General features: G+C 71.7%; 18 protein-coding genes. 9 read left to right on the plus strand and 9 right to left on the minus strand.

Going from position 1 to position 15486, the window contains the following annotated elements:
- From LOY02_RS06135 to LOY02_RS06150, 4 genes are all read right to left on the minus strand, one after another.
- Positions 1-210 (minus strand): ATP-binding cassette domain-containing protein (locus tag LOY02_RS06135; protein ID WP_317181451.1); only part of this gene is annotated, 210 nt, incomplete at its 3' end.
- 138 nt (positions 211-348) lie between these two features.
- A complete protein-coding gene (locus LOY02_RS06140) occupies positions 349-1683 on the minus strand; it encodes an MFS transporter (protein WP_317181452.1) in 1335 nt (444 codons plus the stop codon).
- Entirely contained in the window at positions 1658-2197 is a 540-nt protein-coding gene (locus LOY02_RS06145; RefSeq protein ID WP_317181453.1) for a hemerythrin domain-containing protein, read from the minus strand. The genes LOY02_RS06140 and LOY02_RS06145 overlap by 26 nt, the downstream gene beginning before the upstream one ends.
- A gap of 42 nt (positions 2198-2239) precedes the next feature.
- The gene (locus LOY02_RS06150) at positions 2240-2527 is read right to left on the minus strand and encodes a DUF2249 domain-containing protein (protein WP_317181454.1); all 288 of its coding nucleotides are present in this window, start codon (positions 2525-2527) and stop codon (positions 2240-2242) included.
- Between the two features lie 76 nt (positions 2528-2603).
- On the opposite strand from LOY02_RS06150, the gene LOY02_RS06155 reads away from it, so the two are divergent.
- Together LOY02_RS06155 and glp are read left to right on the plus strand one after the other, a co-directional pair.
- Positions 2604-3296, plus strand: a complete 693-nt coding sequence (locus LOY02_RS06155) for a helix-turn-helix transcriptional regulator (protein WP_317181455.1) — start codon at positions 2604-2606, stop codon at positions 3294-3296.
- A 352-nt stretch (positions 3297-3648) separates the two neighbouring features.
- Entirely contained in the window at positions 3649-4842 is a 1194-nt protein-coding gene (gene glp / locus LOY02_RS06160) for a gephyrin-like molybdotransferase Glp (protein WP_317181456.1), read from the plus strand.
- 16 nt (positions 4843-4858) lie between these two features.
- Here the strand turns inward: glp and LOY02_RS06165 are convergent, their stop codons facing one another.
- Together LOY02_RS06165 and fdhD are read right to left on the minus strand one after the other, a co-directional pair.
- The gene (locus LOY02_RS06165; protein WP_317181457.1) at positions 4859-5197 is read right to left on the minus strand and encodes a YciI family protein; all 339 of its coding nucleotides are present in this window, start codon (positions 5195-5197) and stop codon (positions 4859-4861) included.
- Positions 5198-5210: 13 nt separating this feature from the next.
- Positions 5211-6065, minus strand: a complete 855-nt coding sequence (gene fdhD, locus LOY02_RS06170; RefSeq protein ID WP_317181458.1) for a formate dehydrogenase accessory sulfurtransferase FdhD — start codon at positions 6063-6065, stop codon at positions 5211-5213.
- A gap of 25 nt (positions 6066-6090) precedes the next feature.
- Between fdhD and LOY02_RS06175 the strand changes: the two genes are divergently transcribed.
- Entirely contained in the window at positions 6091-6693 is a 603-nt protein-coding gene (locus tag LOY02_RS06175) for a molybdenum cofactor guanylyltransferase (RefSeq protein WP_317181459.1), read from the plus strand.
- 52 nt (positions 6694-6745) lie between these two features.
- On the opposite strand, the gene LOY02_RS06180 is transcribed toward LOY02_RS06175, so the two are convergent.
- Together LOY02_RS06180 and LOY02_RS06185 are read right to left on the minus strand one after the other, a co-directional pair.
- A complete protein-coding gene (locus tag LOY02_RS06180; RefSeq protein ID WP_317181460.1) occupies positions 6746-7360 on the minus strand; it encodes a hypothetical protein in 615 nt (204 codons plus the stop codon).
- A gap of 89 nt (positions 7361-7449) precedes the next feature.
- Positions 7450-9375 carry a penicillin-binding transpeptidase domain-containing protein gene (locus LOY02_RS06185; protein WP_317181461.1) on the minus strand — a complete coding sequence of 642 codons (1926 nt, stop codon included), beginning with the start codon at positions 9373-9375 and terminating at the stop codon, positions 7450-7452.
- A 75-nt stretch (positions 9376-9450) separates the two neighbouring features.
- Here LOY02_RS06185 and LOY02_RS06190 point away from each other — a divergent pair, with 75 nt between their 5' ends.
- The 5 genes from LOY02_RS06190 (at position 9451) to LOY02_RS06210 (ending at position 13949) form a co-directional block, all read left to right on the plus strand.
- A complete protein-coding gene (locus LOY02_RS06190) occupies positions 9451-10302 on the plus strand; it encodes a CHAD domain-containing protein (RefSeq protein ID WP_317181462.1) in 852 nt (283 codons plus the stop codon).
- A gap of 20 nt (positions 10303-10322) precedes the next feature.
- On the plus strand, positions 10323-11417 hold the full coding sequence (locus LOY02_RS06195) for an App1 family protein (protein ID WP_317181463.1): 1095 nt from the start codon (positions 10323-10325) through the stop codon (positions 11415-11417).
- Positions 11418-11463: 46 nt separating this feature from the next.
- Positions 11464-12324 (plus strand): Fpg/Nei family DNA glycosylase, encoded by an 861-nt coding sequence (locus LOY02_RS06200; RefSeq protein ID WP_317181464.1) that lies wholly within the window; start codon positions 11464-11466, stop codon positions 12322-12324.
- Positions 12321-13028, plus strand: a complete 708-nt coding sequence (locus LOY02_RS06205; protein WP_317181465.1) for a hypothetical protein — start codon at positions 12321-12323, stop codon at positions 13026-13028. The genes LOY02_RS06200 and LOY02_RS06205 overlap by 4 nt, the downstream gene beginning before the upstream one ends.
- Before the next feature lie 129 nt (positions 13029-13157).
- Entirely contained in the window at positions 13158-13949 is a 792-nt protein-coding gene (locus LOY02_RS06210; protein WP_317181466.1) for a hypothetical protein, read from the plus strand.
- Between the two features lie 21 nt (positions 13950-13970).
- Here the strand turns inward: LOY02_RS06210 and LOY02_RS06215 are convergent, their stop codons facing one another.
- Complete coding sequence (locus LOY02_RS06215) at positions 13971-14321, minus strand: rhodanese-like domain-containing protein (RefSeq protein WP_410505921.1); 351 nt, start codon at positions 14319-14321, stop codon at positions 13971-13973.
- Positions 14322-14558: 237 nt separating this feature from the next.
- On the opposite strand from LOY02_RS06215, the gene pdxY reads away from it, so the two are divergent.
- Entirely contained in the window at positions 14559-15407 is an 849-nt protein-coding gene (gene pdxY, locus LOY02_RS06220; RefSeq protein ID WP_317181467.1) for a pyridoxal kinase PdxY, read from the plus strand.
- Positions 15408-15486: the final 79 nt, after the last annotated feature.

Raw genomic sequence — 15486 nt, forward strand, 5'->3', positions numbered from 1 at the left:
GCCCGCATCGGCAGCGATGAGACCCGCGACCATCGAGATCGTCGTCGTCTTGCCGGCGCCGTTCGGGCCGAGCAGGCCGTAGGTCTCGCCGCGCGCGATCCGGAAGGAGACGCCGTCGACGGCGGTGAGGTCGCCGAAGCGGCGCACCAGCCCGTTCGCGACGAGGACGTCACTCGACGTGACGCCCTGCTGCCCTGTGTCAGCAGTCATTGATCCCCCTGTGGCTCGGCTCGCGGCTGTTGCCCTTGAGACCCACCCTACGGGCCACCGGTTCCACGGTGGGGGGAGGAGTGCCGTATGCCGTCCCGCCGGCTGAGCGGCATACGGCCGAGTCGCGCTCGGGCTGGCTCAGCCGACGAGAGCGCGACCGCGCCACTCCGGCAGGGCCAGAGCCGCTGCGGCGGCGAAGGCGAACGCCACACCGAAGACCGTGAAGACGAGTCCGCTTCCGCCGAGGTCGAGCAGCCACGGGACCGACAACGGCGCGATGATCGACGCGATCCGCCCGAAGGCGGCCGCGGACCCCGACCCGGTGCCGCGCAGCGATGTGGGATACACCTCGGGAGTGACCGCGTAGAGGGCACCCCACGCGCCGAGGTTGAAGAACGAGAGGGCGCAGCCGGCCGCGATGATCGTCGCCTCGCTCCCCGCCTGCCCGAAGGCATAGGCGGACACGGCTGACCCGACGAGGAAGGTGGCGAGCGTCGCGCGGCGTCCCCAGACCTCGATGAGGAAGGCGGCGGCGCCGTAGCCCGGGAGCTGCGCCAGCGTGATGATGAGGGTGAAGCCGAACGATCTCGTCAGTGAGAATCCTTGTGAGACGAGCAGGCTGGGGATCCAGATGAAGGCCCCGTAGTAGGAGAAGTTCACCCCGAACCAGGCTGCCCACAGCGCAGCCGTGCGGCCGCGCAGACCGGCTGACCACAGGTCTGACCAGGGCGCGGGCTTGGTGTGGACGGCCTCGGGTGACTCGACGGGGGCGATGTCGGACGCGGCCTCGAAGGTGCGGACGGCCTCCTCGGCCTCGGCCGTGCGCCCCCGTGCCTCGAGGAAGCGCACGGACTCCGGCAGCCGGGCACGAACGTAGAGCGCGTAGGCGGCCGGCACGACACCGATGAACAGGGCCCAGCGCCAGCCGTCGTCGGACGCCGGCACGACGAAGTAGCCGATCAGCGCTGCGAGGATCCAGCCGACGGCCCAGAAGGCCTCGAGGATGACGACGACCCGCCCCCGGATCCGCGCCGGGGCGTACTCGCTGACCAGGGTGGAGGCCACGGGCAGCTCGGCCCCGAGTCCGAGTCCGACGACGAAGCGCAGGGCGATGAGCATGGCCAACCCGGTCGAGAGGCCCGCGGCGCCGGTGGCGAGTCCGTAGACGAGCAGGGTCAGTGCGAAGACGTTGCGCCGGCCGATGCGGTCCGCCAGCAGGCCGCCGAGCGAGGCCCCGATGGCCATGCCGACGAAGCCGATGGAACCGATCCACGACTGCTCGGTCGGGGTGATCTGCCACTGCTTCGCGAGCGCGGCCATGACGAAGGAGATGAGCCCGACGTCCATGGCGTCGAGCGCCCAGCCCACGCCGGAACCGACGAGGAGCCTGCGGTGCTCGCCGTTGAAGGGGAGCCGGTCGAGGCGCTCGCTGCGGGTCAGCCGCACCTCAGTGGGGGTGCGCGGTGTGCTCATGGTCTGCGCCGTAGGCGTGCTCGGGGTCGTGTGTGTGGTCACCCTCGTGAGCGTGGTCGGGGCCTCCGTGAGGGTGGGCGACCCCACCGGGAGTGAGCGTGATGGCCTCCTCCCAGTCGGGCCCGTCCATCTCGATGGCCGCGGCCGGGAACAGGCCGTTCTCCTCCTTGTTGATGTGGTCGCGCAGCTCGCTGACGAAGCGGTCGATCAACCCGGTCTCTCCCGACCGAATCCGCTCAGCCATCTCGTCGAGCGCGGCGTGCTCCGCACAGAGGATGTCCACGTGGTCGGTGAAGTCGGGGTTGCGCCGGAGCACGGCGAACATCCCCTGCTCCTCCGCGGTCGTGTGCGGGTGGAGCAGCGCGATGGTCTCCTCCAGCGACGCGTGCACGTCGTGCGTGTCAGTCCCCTCCGCCGCGCGGTGGAGGATCCCGGCGGCATTGACGATGTCCTCGTGCTCGTCCATGAAGCGCCCGACCAGCGAGATCGAGCGGCATCCGCAGTAGCTGCACATCGCCAGGACCCTCCGTCGCGTCGGTGTCGTATCGGGGTCTGATCAGGCCGGACGCGTCAGACGCAGGGTCCAGGCCTCCGGACCCTCAACAAGGTACTCGATGCCGATGTCCCCGAACTGCTGCTGCAGCTGGCCGAGGAGCGGGAGGGGATTGTGCGGGGCGACGAGGTCCATCGCGCCGCCGGCGGGGATGGCGCTGAAGGCCCCGAAGACCGTCGCGTGACGGATCGCGTGGGGGATGACGGTGACGTCGAGGGCCGGCACTCCCTCGTCGGTGCAACCGCAGCCGCACGAGTGCTGGGACTTCTCGGTCAGGGACAGTTCGGTCACGGGATACTCCTCGGTGGGTGGTCCTTCGATGGCCGGGAGTTGGCGGTCCGGCCAACCGCGAACTACATTTTATACGGTGATCAACGTGGAAAAGAACGAGGGGTGGGGGCCGAGGCCGTCCCGGAGCGGTGCGGCCGACGCCGTCGCTGCCCTCTCGGCGCAACGCCGGCGCGTCCTCGAGGCGCTCGACGAGGAGCCCCGACCCGTGGCTGCGGTGGCCGCACACCTCGACCTCCACGTCAACACGGCCCGGGAGCATCTCGACGGCCTCGTCGACGGCGGCCTCGCCGTGCGCACCCGCCTCGAGCCGACCGGTCGGGGCCGACCCGGGTGGGGCTATGCGGCGCGGCCAGGGGTGGCCTCGCGCTCCGTGGGCGAGTACGCCTCGCTCGCAGCGGTGCTCGCCGAGCACGCGGCGGCCCAGGGTGGAGACGTCGCGGGCGACATGGAGCGGCTCGGTCGCGGCTGGGGCCGTGGGCTCGTCGCGGGGCGTGACGGGGCCGGAGCGGCGGATGACCCTGAGCAGGCGGTGATCGAGCTGCTCGGCACACTCGGCTTCGACCCGGAGGAGCGCCCTCCGGTGGTTCGGTTGCGCCAGTGCCCGATGCTCGACGTGGCACGCCGCCACCCCGAGGTCGTCTGCCAGGTCCACCTCGGGCTCGTCGAGGGTGCCCTCGAGGCGTCCGGCGGCAATCCCGACGGCGTCGAGCTCGTGGCCTTCGCCGAGCCGGGAGCCTGTCTGCTCCGCCTCGGCGGCCGCCGGGCCTGAGCGTGAGCATTTGGGGCCACTCGACCGGACATGGTCCCCAGCCCACGTCGAGTGGCCCCAACGCCGCTCCACCCCAGCCCCCCGCGTCGAGTGGCCCCAAACGCTGTGCAGACGGACTACCACGAAACGCCGTGGTGAGCGTGCTCGCGCCGGTTCAGCCGGACTCGTGGTCGTCCGTGGGCCCGCTGTCACCGAGCCCCAGCAGCCGGCGGCGTGGGAGCGAGAGCCAGCCCAGCGGCATACGGCTGGCCTGCATTTGGGGCCACTCGACCGGTGGGCCGAGAGGCCTCCCTCGGTGCGGACACCAGCCGGCCGGTCATCCCGCCCGTCCAGCGTGCGCAAGACTGGCCCTGTGGCCCACACGTCCGTAGCCGAGCACCGCATCGCCATCCGTCAGGTCATCGGGCCGGCGGCGACGGAGGTGATCACGCTCGATCGCCACGCCCTCGGCCGCCGCCTCGCCGCCCCGGTTGTCGCGGTCGACGACCTGCCGCGCTTCGACAGCTCGGCGATGGACGGCTACGCCGCGGCTCCGGCGGCTCCGGACCAGCTGGTCTTCCCGGTCGTCGGTGACGTCGCAGCCGGTGACGCGGCGGGGTTTGCCCTGGAGCCCGGTCAGGCGGCGCGGGTCATGACGGGCGCGCGCCTCCCGGCGGGCGCGGTCGGCGTCGTCCCCGTCGAGCAGACCGACGCGGACCGCACCGGACCGGCGCCGCAGACCGTCACCTTCACGACGCCGGTCGAGCCGGGTCGGCACATCCGGCCGCGGGCCGAGGACATCGCGGTCGGGACACCCGTCGCCGAGGCGGGCGCCCTCGTCACCGCCGCCGTCATCGCCCTGGGCCGGTCGGCGGGCTGCACGGAGGTGAGCGTCCACGTCCCGACCCGTGTCGCCGTCGTCGCCACCGGTGCCGAGCTCACCGCGGCAGGTGAGGATCCGGGCCGCGGCGGGATCCACGAGTCCAACTCCGACATGGTCGCGGCCCTCGCGGCGGAGGCGGGCTGCGTCGTGACCCGAGTCGAGACCTGCACCGATGACCCCGACCTGCTCCGGGGGCTGCTCGACGACCTCGCCGCCGCCCCCGACGTCGACCTCGTCGTGACGACCGGGGGCGTGAGCGCGGGCGCCTACGAAGTGGTGCGCCAGGTGTGCGAGCCGCGCGAGTCCTTCCGCTTCGTCCATCTCGCGATGCAGCCCGGCGGGCCCCAGGGCCTCGGCCGGTGGGCCGACACCCCCGTGGTCTGTCTCCCCGGCACGCCGGTCGGTGCCTTCGTGTCCTTCGAGATGCTCCTGAGGCAGGCGCTGGACGCGCGCCACGGCGCCCCTCCACGCGGAGTCAGCTCAGCGGCATACATCGGGAAACCCCGGCACACCCGCGCAGGGAAGGTGCAGTTCATCTCCTGCGTGCTCGCGGACGACGGCACGGTCACCGCGCCCGACGCCCGTCACCTGTCGGCACTCGCCCGCGCCAATGCGCTCCTCGAGGTGCCGGAGGCAGTCGACCAGCTCGTCGAGGGCGACATCGTCACGGTCCACCCGCTCTGACCCGGTGCCCGGGGACTCAGGCGTTGCCCTGGCTCGCGTCGGCCACCCAAGGCCCGAGCGGCGGGTCCCATTCGCGCACGACGCGGCGCATGACGTAGCCGCCGAGCCAGTACGGGTCGTCGTCGAAGGTCCGCAGCACGTCCTCGAGCGACGGCGCCTCGTAGACGATGAGGGCGCCGTTGGGTGGCTCCTCGACGGTCACCTCGCCCTCGGAGAACTCGTCGTGCGCCTCGTGGTACATCCCGGCCACGCGGAGCCCCGGCAGGCCGGACAGCCACTCCCGGTGCTCCGCCCGGATCTTCAGCTGCTCCGTCATGTCATCCGGGTAGGTGTAGTGGATCGCGAAGATGCCCATGGGGTGAGAGTAGTCAGGCCGTGAGCACCCGGTCAGGCCGTGAGTAGACATTGAGCCTGGTCCCCCGCACGAAGCCGACGAGCGTCATCCCCGCATCGGCGGCCGTCTCGATCGCGAGAGATGAGGGAGCGGACACGGCGGACAGGCAGGGGATGCCGGCCATGAGGGCCTTCTGGGTCAGCTCGAACGAGGCGCGTCCCGACACCATGAGCACGCACCCGGCCGCGGGCAGCCGCCCGGACAGCAGCGCCCACCCGATGACCTTGTCGACGGCGTTGTGGCGACCGACGTCCTCACGCACCGCGAGCAGTTCACCGGTGGCACCGTAGAGACCGGCCGCGTGCAGTCCTCCGGTCTTGTCGAACGAACGCTGCTCGGTGCGCAGCTTGTCGGGCAGTGCCGCGATGAGCTCTGCCGGCCACTGGGTCTCGTCGTCGTGGACGGGCCAGCTCGTCCGCCCGCGCAGCTGCTCGATCGAGGCCTTGCCACACACCCCGCACGACGAGGACGTGAAGAAGGAGCGCGCCATCTCGGCGGTCGGCGGGGCAACCCCGGGGGCCAGCGTGACGTCGATGACGTTGTACGTGTTCTCGTCGAAGCCGCTCTCGCCCGACACGACGGCGCCCTCGCAGTAGCGCGCGAGCGTCACGTCGGACGGGTCGCGGATGACGCCCTCCGACAGGAGGAAGCCGTGGACGAGCTCGATGTCGCTGCCCGGGGTCCGCATCGTCACGGTGAGTGGGCTGCCGTTGACCCGCAGCTCGAGCGGCTCCTCGACGGTGACCGCGTCGGCACGCGTCCGGCTGCCGGCGCCGTCGGTGGACACGTCGACGACGGTGACCTTCGTGCGCTGCGTGACACGTCCCATACGTCAAGCGTGCCAGACTCCCAGCGTGGAGCCAGCCCCGTCCCGTCCAGCCGTCATCGTCCTCACCGGCGGAGCGTCGTCCCGGATGGGGAGGCACAAGCCGGGCCTCGATGTCGGCGGCCGTGCCATCGTCGCCCGCGTGCTCGACGCCGTCGCCGGGTGGCCGGCCGTCGTCGTCGGCAGCCCCGAGGGCGCACCCGACGGCATCAGGGTGGTCTCGGAGGATCCACCGGGTGGGGGTCCGGTCGCGGGCATCGCCGCGGGGTGGGCGGCGCTGACCAGCGGGGCGTATGCCGCTGAGCTGGGGCCCAGCGGACCCGACGTCGTCGTCGTGCTGGCCGGCGACCTCCCGCTGCTCACACGCAGTCACGTGGAGGCGCTCGTCGCCGCTGCGGGTGGCGGCGTCGCGGTCACGCGGTCGTCGACCGGCCCGAACTGGCTCTGTGCCGCCTGGCCGGCTGATCTGTTGCGCGAGCGGCTCGCGGCCATCGCAGTGCCTGCGGGCGTCAGCGTCCGGCGACTCCTCGGCGACGTCCGCACGACCGAGGTGCCGGACGACGCCGACGTCGCCGTGGACGTGGACACACCCGCTGACCTCGAGGCGGCACGGCGCCGCGCCGGACGCTGAAACGAGACCGCCGCCCAGCGGCATACGGCCCGCTGGGGCCTGGGCCCTCAGGTCAGGGAGCGGGGTCCGGCGCCGTGGTCGTGGGAGTGCTGCACTCGGTGGCCGCGGGGCTCGACAACGTCACGTCGGCCACGAGGGCCCCGACGAGGCCGGCGACCTCACCGAGGGAGGGGTCGCTGAGGTCGAGCGGCCGGAGCTTGTGGTCGGTGATGTTGATGACGATGGCGTCGTTGGGCGAGTCGTCGCCGGCGCCGGGATCGCCGGGCGGCCCGAGGGTGGCGTCCGGCGAACCGGCGGGAGGCGGCCCGGGAGCATCGACGAGACGGAGCGTGCTGAGCAGGGAGAGCAGCTGCTTCTGCTGGGCCCCGGTGAGGGTGCACACCCGGCCGTGGATGGTCCGGGTCTCCACGAGCACCTTGCCGTCGGCCTGGAGCACGACGGTGTCGTCGTAGCCGGCGATGCCACCGGTGCGATGCAGGGTGAGGGGGAAGACCGGGCCCGTGACCGGATCCGTCGCATCGCCCACCGGGCCGCCGGCGAAGGTGCGCGACGCCCTCTCCGAGTCGATCGGAGTCGGTGACGCGCCGCTCCCCGCCTCGCCGGAGGCGCAGGCGGACAGGACAAGGGCAAGCGTCGTCGCAATGGCTGCGAGACCCATCCTCCCCATGTGGTCCACTATGCGCCCTTCCTCAACCCGATGCGCGGCGACTGGCTCGGAGGATTGCAACACTATGGTGAAGTTCTTGCAAGTCCTGTTCAGTCGCCGGCATAGGCCTCGAGGAAGTCGATGATGAACGGGGCTGCATGCGTTGTCCCGCTCGGGCCCTCCTCGTTGTAGGCCGCGATCGCGAGGTCGCCGCGGCCCGCGACCATCCACGCATGCGTCTTGGGCGGGTTGGTCGTCCCGAACTCAGCCGTGCCGGTCTTGGCGTACTCCACGCCGACGGACTGGAGGACCTTGCCGCTCCCCTCCGTGACGACCGCTCGCATCGCCGTGCGCAGCACCTCCGCCTCGTCCGCCTGGAGCGGGGTCGCCGGGGCAGGGAGCGACTCGTCGGTGTCGACGAGTCGCGGCCGGACGGTCTCGCCCTTCATCACCGACGCGACGACGACCGCCATCGTGAGCGGAGAGGCCTCGACGCGGCCCTGCCCGATGAAGGACGCCGCGTGCTCGACGACGTCGTCCGTGGGGGGCACGGAGCCGAGGAAGCCGGTGAAGGGCAGCTCGAGGTCCTCTCCCATGCCCAGTGACTCGGCCGCCCGGATGAGGTCGTCCTGGGAGACCTTCTCGTGCTGGCTGATGAAGGCGGTGTTGCACGAGTGGGCGAGCGCCTTCTCGAGGGTGATGTCGCCGAGCTCCGACGACGGGTACTTGCTGTAGTTGCCGAAGACCCGGCCGTTGACGGTGAGCGTGTCGGTGCACGGCACCTCGGTCTGCGCCGTCGCGCCCCCGCGGACGAGGGCGAGGGTGCTGGCGATCTTGAAGGTCGAGCCGGGTGCCTCCTTGCCGGCCAGGGCGAGCGGTGCTCCCTCGGTGCCCGGGCCGACCGCAGCGGCGAGGACCTCCCCGGTCGAGACCTTGACGACGACGAGCGCCGTGGGGTGCTTCGTCTGGTCGGCGAGGGCCTCCTCGGCCGCAGTCTGCGCGTCCTCGTCCAGCGTCACCGTGAGGGGCTCGGCCTCCTCGGATGGCTCGGCGAAGAGCTCCCGCTTGTCGAGGACCGATCCGTCGGCGCCATGCTTCACCGCGTGGACCGCGAGGCCGGCCCGCCCGCGCAGCCGCTCGTCGTAGCGGAGCTGCAGGCCGTTCTGGCCGACCGTGTCGCCGGGCTCGAGCGCGCCCTCGGACTTCTCGATCTGCTCGGCCGTCGCGTCTGCCACCCGGCCGAGGATCGGGGCGGCCCAGGTCCGCGACGGGCCGAGCACCTGCATCGCCGGGACGCGGAGAGCCCCCTCGATCGCGTCGATCCGGTCGATGTTGTCGGTGAGGGCGGGGTCGCTGACGCGGAGTGTGATGGCGTCGACGAAGGCCTTCGGCCCCGCGGCGGCCACCCGGTCGGCGAAGTTCTTGCCGTCGACGCCGACGACCTCGGCGAGCTCTCGGGCGGACCGTGCGGCCGCGTCCCCGGACACCTTCGTCTTGTCGATCCCGACGTAGGCGACCTCACGCTCGGTCATGAGCTTGCGTCCCTGCCGGTCGACGATGTCGGCTCGTCGCGGCCACTTGCGCGCGAGGTCGAGCGTCTCGTCGGCGGCGAGCTCGGGGGCGACGAGGGAGGGGCTCCACGCGACCTGCCATGCGTCCTCGACGAGGCGGAGGTCGATCTCCGTGTCATAGGTCCAGTCCTCGGCGGACTCGGAGACGTCCCACGTCGTGTGCAGCGTCGCCGTTGCCGTCGTCCCCTCCTCGGCGGTGACCACATCCTGCACGGTGACCGACGGGCGCAGCTCCCCCATGTCCTCATAGGCGTCGGCGACGAACGTGGTGGCCTTGTCCGCGGTCGTCCCGGCCAGGGCGACCCCGGCGAGACTGCCCTTGGCCAGCCCGGCGGCGAGGGCGCGTGCGGCGTCGGCGGGGTCCGGGTCGGACTCGAAGAGGGAGCAGCCGGCCGTCAGACTCGTGGCGAGGACGAGGCCGAGAGCGGCGGCGATGGTGCGTGTGGTGGAGGGTCCCCGGCGCATGACTCCACCGTACGTGGTGGGGGCAACCGGAAATGTGGGCACGAAGTCCGGAATGCGTGATGGAAGAGTGGAGTCATGACGGATCCCTCGCTGGGAGAGTTCCTGCGGGCGGAGCTGCGCCGACTCGCAGAGGATGTGTGCGGCCAGGAGACAGGCGTGCGCGGAGAGCACCGCGACGTCCACGCCATGCGCGTCGCCTGCCGCCGGCTCCGCGCGCTGCTCCAGTCCGCCGAGGGAGTGATCACCGACCCCCGGGCCGCCGGCCTCCGCGACGAGCTGCGCTGGCTGGGTTCCGAGCTCGGCCGGGCCCGGGATGCCGAGGTCTTCAGGAGCCGGGTCGACGACCTGCTCGGGGCCGGCGCGGCACCGGACGGCATCACCCGGGTCCTCGACCTGGACGCCCAGGCCGGCCGGGCAGCGGCCCTCCTCGCACTCGACTCCGCGCGGTGGGCAGCGCTGCGCGCTCGGCTCGGCGAGGTCGGGCAGCTCACCCTCGACGCCGAGCTGGCCTCGCTCCCCGTTGAAGCCGGGATGGGACACCTCGTCGACCGGCAGTCGAAGCGCCTCCGCAAGGCTCGTCGCCGGGCCCGTCACACCGAGGCCCAGTCGCTCGACCGGGCGCTGCACGCCGTGCGCAAGCGCGCCAAGGCCGTGCGTTATGCGGCCGAGGTGGCGGCCCCCGTGCTCGGACACCGGGCGGAGCGGCTCGCCGAGCGCGCCGAGTACATCCAGGACGTGCTCGGTCAGCACCAGGACGCCGTCGTGGCCCGGGACCGGCTCCGGCGCCTGGCCGTCGAGGCCGACGTCGACCCTGAGGCCGCCTTTGCGCTCGGGACGGTGGCTGCCGAGGAGGAGCGACGCGGGGAGGCAGCGAGGGAGGCCTACCGCCGCGTGACCACGAAGCTGCCGAAGCACGTCCGCGACTGAGGTGAAGTAGGTTGGGCGCCATGTCCCGACCGCACGCGGCCGCCATCATCGAGGACGCCATCAACGAGCAGGTCGAGCGGGTCCTCCGCGGTCGAGGATGGGGCAACCGGGTCGTCACGCACATCGGCTACGGCACGAGCACCTACGTCCGGGTCTTCGCCCGAATCGTCCTCGGACGCAGGGACCGCCCGGGGCCACCCCAGCGTCAGGACGCGACCGGCGCCCTCGCACCCCGGCGGTCCGACCGAGGCTGGCGCGTCTTCCTCACCGCGCCTGCCGCCGGTGTGCCGGTCGTCGTCACGATCGGCGACCGCGAGGTCCATGGTCGTTCCGACCGCGGGGGCCACGTCGACCTCGTCGCTCACGACCACGGTCTCGAGCCAGGGTGGCAGCAGGTCACCGTCTCGGCCCAGGGCACCGACCCCGTGCCCGCCGACGTCTTCATCGTCGGAGACGGGGTCACCCACGGCATCGTCAGCGACATCGACGACACGGTCATCACGACGATGCTGCCGCGGCCGATGATCGCCGCGTGGAACACCTTCGTCCGACGCAGCGCGACGCGGCGGGCCGTCTCGGGCATGGCGCCGATGTACCGGCGGCTGCTCGCTGCCCACCCGGGCGCCCCCATCGTCTACCTGTCCACGGGCGCCTGGAACACCACGCCGACCCTGACCCGTTTCCTCGTCGAGGGCGGCTACCCGCTCGGGCCGCTCCTCATGACCGACTGGGGCGCCACCAACACCGGGTGGTTCCGCAGCGGTCAGGAGCACAAACGGACCTCCCTTCACCGCCTCGCTCGCGACTTCCCCAGCATCACCTGGCTGCTCGTCGGCGACGACGGCCAGCACGACCCCCAGCTCTACGCGGAGTTCGCGGAGGCCCGACCCGACAAGGTCACTGCGATCTGCATCCGGCAGCTGACGGCGACCGAGCAGGTCCTGTCCCATCCCATGGGTCGTATCGAGGGGCCGCAGCGAGGATGGGCGAGCCGGCAGGTGCCGACCTTCCTCGCACCCGACGGTCACGGCCTCCTCCGGCTGCTCGACCAGGCCGGCTTGGTGGGAGAGCCGGTCGCGGCCGACGAGCAGCCCTCCCGACCCAGCGTCACCTGACCTCCGGCACGCACTCCCCGCCGGCTTCGTTTGGCAGGATGGGCCCATGCCTGAGCTGCCCGAGGTGCAGGCGCTCGTCGACTTCCTCGTCGAGCGGACGGTCGGTCTCGCCGTGACGAAGGTCGAGCTGGCCTCGATCAGCGTGCTCAAGACCTTCGACCCACCGCCACAGGCTCTCGAGGGGGCGCCGATCGACGGAGTGCATCGGCACGGCAAGTTCCTCGACCTCGACTGCGATGGCACACACCTCGTCTTCCATCTCGCGCGCGCGGGGTGGCTGCGCTGGAGCGAGCAGCTGCCGACGACGGTGCTGCGCCCGGGCAAGTCCCCGATCGCCTTGCGGATCAGGCTTTCTGACGGATCCGGGTTCGACCTGACCGAGGCCGGGACGAAGAAGTCGCTGGCCGCCTACATCGTGCGGGACCCGAAGGAGGTGCCCGGGATCGCGCGGTTGGGCCCCGATCCGCTCGCCGATGACTTCACGGTCGAGCGTTTCCGCGAGCTGCTCGCGGGACGCCGCACCCAGATCAAGGGGCTGCTGCGTGACCAGGAGTTCATCGCCGGGGTGGGCAACGCCTACAGCGACGAGATCCTCCACGTCGCGAAGATCAGTCCCTTCGCCCTCGCGGCCAGCCTTGCGCCCGAGGTCGTCGACCGGCTCTACGTCGCGCTGCGGGAGACACTGGCCGGTGCCGTCAAGACCGCGTCGGGCAAGCCGGCGAAGGAGCTCAAGGACGCGAAGCGAGCCGGGATGCGGGTCCATGCGCGGACGGGTGAGGCGTGTCCGGAGTGCGGTGACGTCGTGCGTGAGGTGAGCTTCGCCGACACGTCGCTGCAGTACTGCGCGACCTGCCAGACCGGGGGGAAGCCCTTGGCGGACCGGCGGATGTCGAAGCTGCTCAAGTGAGCTCGGTGGCGCGGCGGCGGGTGGCAGCCATCACGGCGATGGCCGCGCTGACCGCCGTCGCGGCTGGGGCGCTCTCCGGGTGCTCCCTCTTCGAGCGCGACTTCGACCCCGCCGCCGCCGACGTCGTGGCGGCGCGCCAGGAGGCCCGGGCGCGCATCGAGAAGCTGCTCACCGAGTTCCCGACGACGCAGGGCCGAGAACCGCTGGCCAGGGTCGACGCGTGTCACCGGGGGCAGTCGAACTGGAAGGTGACGGAGGAGTTCGCCTGGGAGTGCCGGCTCGGCGAGACGGGCGTCCTGGACGGCGCGCGGAGCGTTGACGGAGTGGGGGCCGCGCTGGAGGAGGTGGCCGACCGGCTGGCCGACCTGGGGTGTGCTCCCCGGCCGGGCGGGCTCGGCCTCGACCGGGTCGTCTCGGAGTACTGGGAGCCGTTGCGGTCTCGCGCGGACTACGGCCCGGGATCCCTGCCGTCCGCGACCTACGCCTGCCCCGACGGCCTCGTCGTCGACATCGTGTCGACGACCCCGGACGACCCCGACCTCGTCGCGAAGGTCAACGACGTCTTCGCCGGGACGTTCCTCGGCGAGCGGGTCATCGAGGAGATCGCCTTCTCCGGGCCTGGGGCCGGGTTGGCGGCCGAGCCGTCACTGGCCCAGCTCATCCTCGTGCGGGTCAGCGAGTCGTACTACCGCGTCGAGCACTGACCGGGCACTGACCGGGCACTGACCGGGCACTGACCGGACACTGACCCGGCACCGAGGGGCACTCACCGAAACCCGAGGGCTGCCCGGCGGGGTGCAACGTTGGGGGTGCTGTGGTTGTCTGTGGTGATCATGAGGACGACGTCCCGCACCGCGCGCGCCCTGGTGACGGCCGCCCTCACGCTTCCGGTCGTCGGGCTCGTCACCGCGTGCGGCCAGCCGGCCGGTCCGGGCGACAACGATGGCCGGAGCGGCCCCGACGTCTCGACGACGGCTGCGACGTCGCCCACCGCCACGGGGGCCGGGGGCGCCACGACGCCGGGCGCGCAGCCCACCCCCGTCGTCGTGCCGCCGGTGACGCAGGGCGACGTCACCCTGTCGGCGACGATGGGCGTCGGCTTCGCGCAGTATCCCGATGACCCCGGCATCCGCCGGACGCCCGGGCTCGTCGTGGAGTACACGGTGCGCAACTCCGGCACGGAGTCGCTCGTTGTGCACGATCGGGTCCCCGGCGACCTCGGGTCCTCGACCCTGCCCGACCAGATCGACCCGGAGCACGCGTGGGTCTACATGGCGGGCGATGTCCTCCGCGTGAGCAAGCAGGGCTTCGAGCCCACCGTCGCGTTCTTCGCCGCCCCTGTCACAGGCGCCCGACAGATCCCAGCGGGAGGCATGCTGGCGGGGCGAGCCGTGGTCAACGTGCCCGTCGAGCTCGACGTGCCGAGCGAGGAGTTCGACGCGCCCCGGTCACCGATCGAGACGAGCGGTGCCGGCCGGGTGTGGCAGTTCTGTCTCCACGTCGAGCCCCGGTCAGCCGAGGCCCATCCCTCGACCGCCGATCCCGACGTGCTCGTGGCCCCCGTCAGCGCGCCCGAGCCGGGCGAGCTGCTCTGCACCGCGCCCACACCACTCGTCCTGCCGTGACGCGACGATCCGCAGCGAGAGTCAGAGGACGAAGGGCTCCCTGTCGAGCTCGCCTTCGAGCGGCCTTCCGGCACTGACCCATGCGTACATCCCGCCGTCGAGGTTGGCGACGTCGAAGCCCTGCTGGGTGAGCCAGGCCACCGCCCGCGCGGAGCGACCGCCGGTCCGGCAGACGACGGCGATGGTGTCGTCCGTGTCGGGCAACTCGTCCAGACGCGAAGGCAGCTCACCCAGCGGGATGTGAATCGCATTGGGGGCGTGCCCCGCTGCCCATTCGTTCGCCTCGCGGACGTCGACGACGACGGCGTCGTGCGGGACGTCGTAGACCGTGGTCGTCGGTACACCGAAGTGGTGATGGGGCGACATGCTCATGTCATCCATCCTCACACGAGCGCGTGGCTCGCCCTTCTCGGCCGTATGCCGCTGGGGGCGCCTGTGGATGGCCGGGCCACTCGAGCGTGAGCTCCTCCACTGCCCCGCCCACTCGAGTGGCCCCGCTGTCCACACGCCGACCCAGCGGCATACGACCGGAGGGGACTCAGCCGACTCGTGACGCGAGCGTTTCTGACTGGAGAAGCGGGCGCGCCGCACACCACTATCGTGACCGGGATGAAGGTGCTGTCGATCCAGTCCCATGTCGCCTATGGCCACGCCGGCAACTCGGCGGCCGTCTTCCCTCTCCAGCGGCTGGGCCATGATGTCTACCCGGTGCTCACCGTCACGTTCTCCAACCACACGGGCTACGGCTCGACGCGAGGACCCCTCATCCCGCCGGCCGACATCGCCGAGGTCATCCTCGGGATCGAGGAGCGAGGCGTCTTCCCGCAGATCGACGCGGTCCTCTCCGGATACCAGGGCGGCGAGTCGGTCGGCGAGGTGATCCTCGACGCGGTGGACCGGGTCAAGGCCGCCAACCCCGGCGCCCTCTACTGCTGCGACCCCGTCATGGGGGACGTGGGGCGCGGGTTCTTCGTCCGGGAGGGCATCCCCGAGTTCATGCGCGACGCCGTCGTGCCGCGCGCGGACATCGTCACTCCGAACCAGTTCGAGCTCGAGTTCCTCGTCGGACGCTCCGTCGCCACCGAGGACGAGCTCGTGGAGGCGGCCGAGGAACTGCGGGCCCGGGGACCGAAGGTCGTCCTCGTGACGTCGACGATGACCGAGGACACACCCGACGGGTCCATCCAGATGACCTGTGTGACTGACGATGGTGCCTGGGTGGTCACGACCCCGCTCCTGCCGATGACGGTCAAGGGTGGTGGCGACGTCACCTCGGCGCTCTTCCTGGCCCACTACTGGACCGACGGGCCGAGGCTCGCCCTGGCAAGGACCGCAGCCACGATGCATTCCATCCTCGAGCGCACCCATGCCGCGGGGAGCGAGGAGATGCTCCTCGTCGCGGACCAGGCGGCCATCGCCGCTCCCGGCCAAAACTTCGAAGTTTCCCAGATCCGTTGACGCAGCGCCAACCGAGCGCGTTATAGTCGCTTCGCGCCGTTCCGCATGACCACCCCTGACCGTGCGGAACGGCGCTCCT

The organism is Intrasporangium sp., from assembly GCF_032907665.1.
Classification (GTDB): Bacteria; Actinomycetota; Actinomycetes; order Actinomycetales; family Dermatophilaceae; genus Intrasporangium.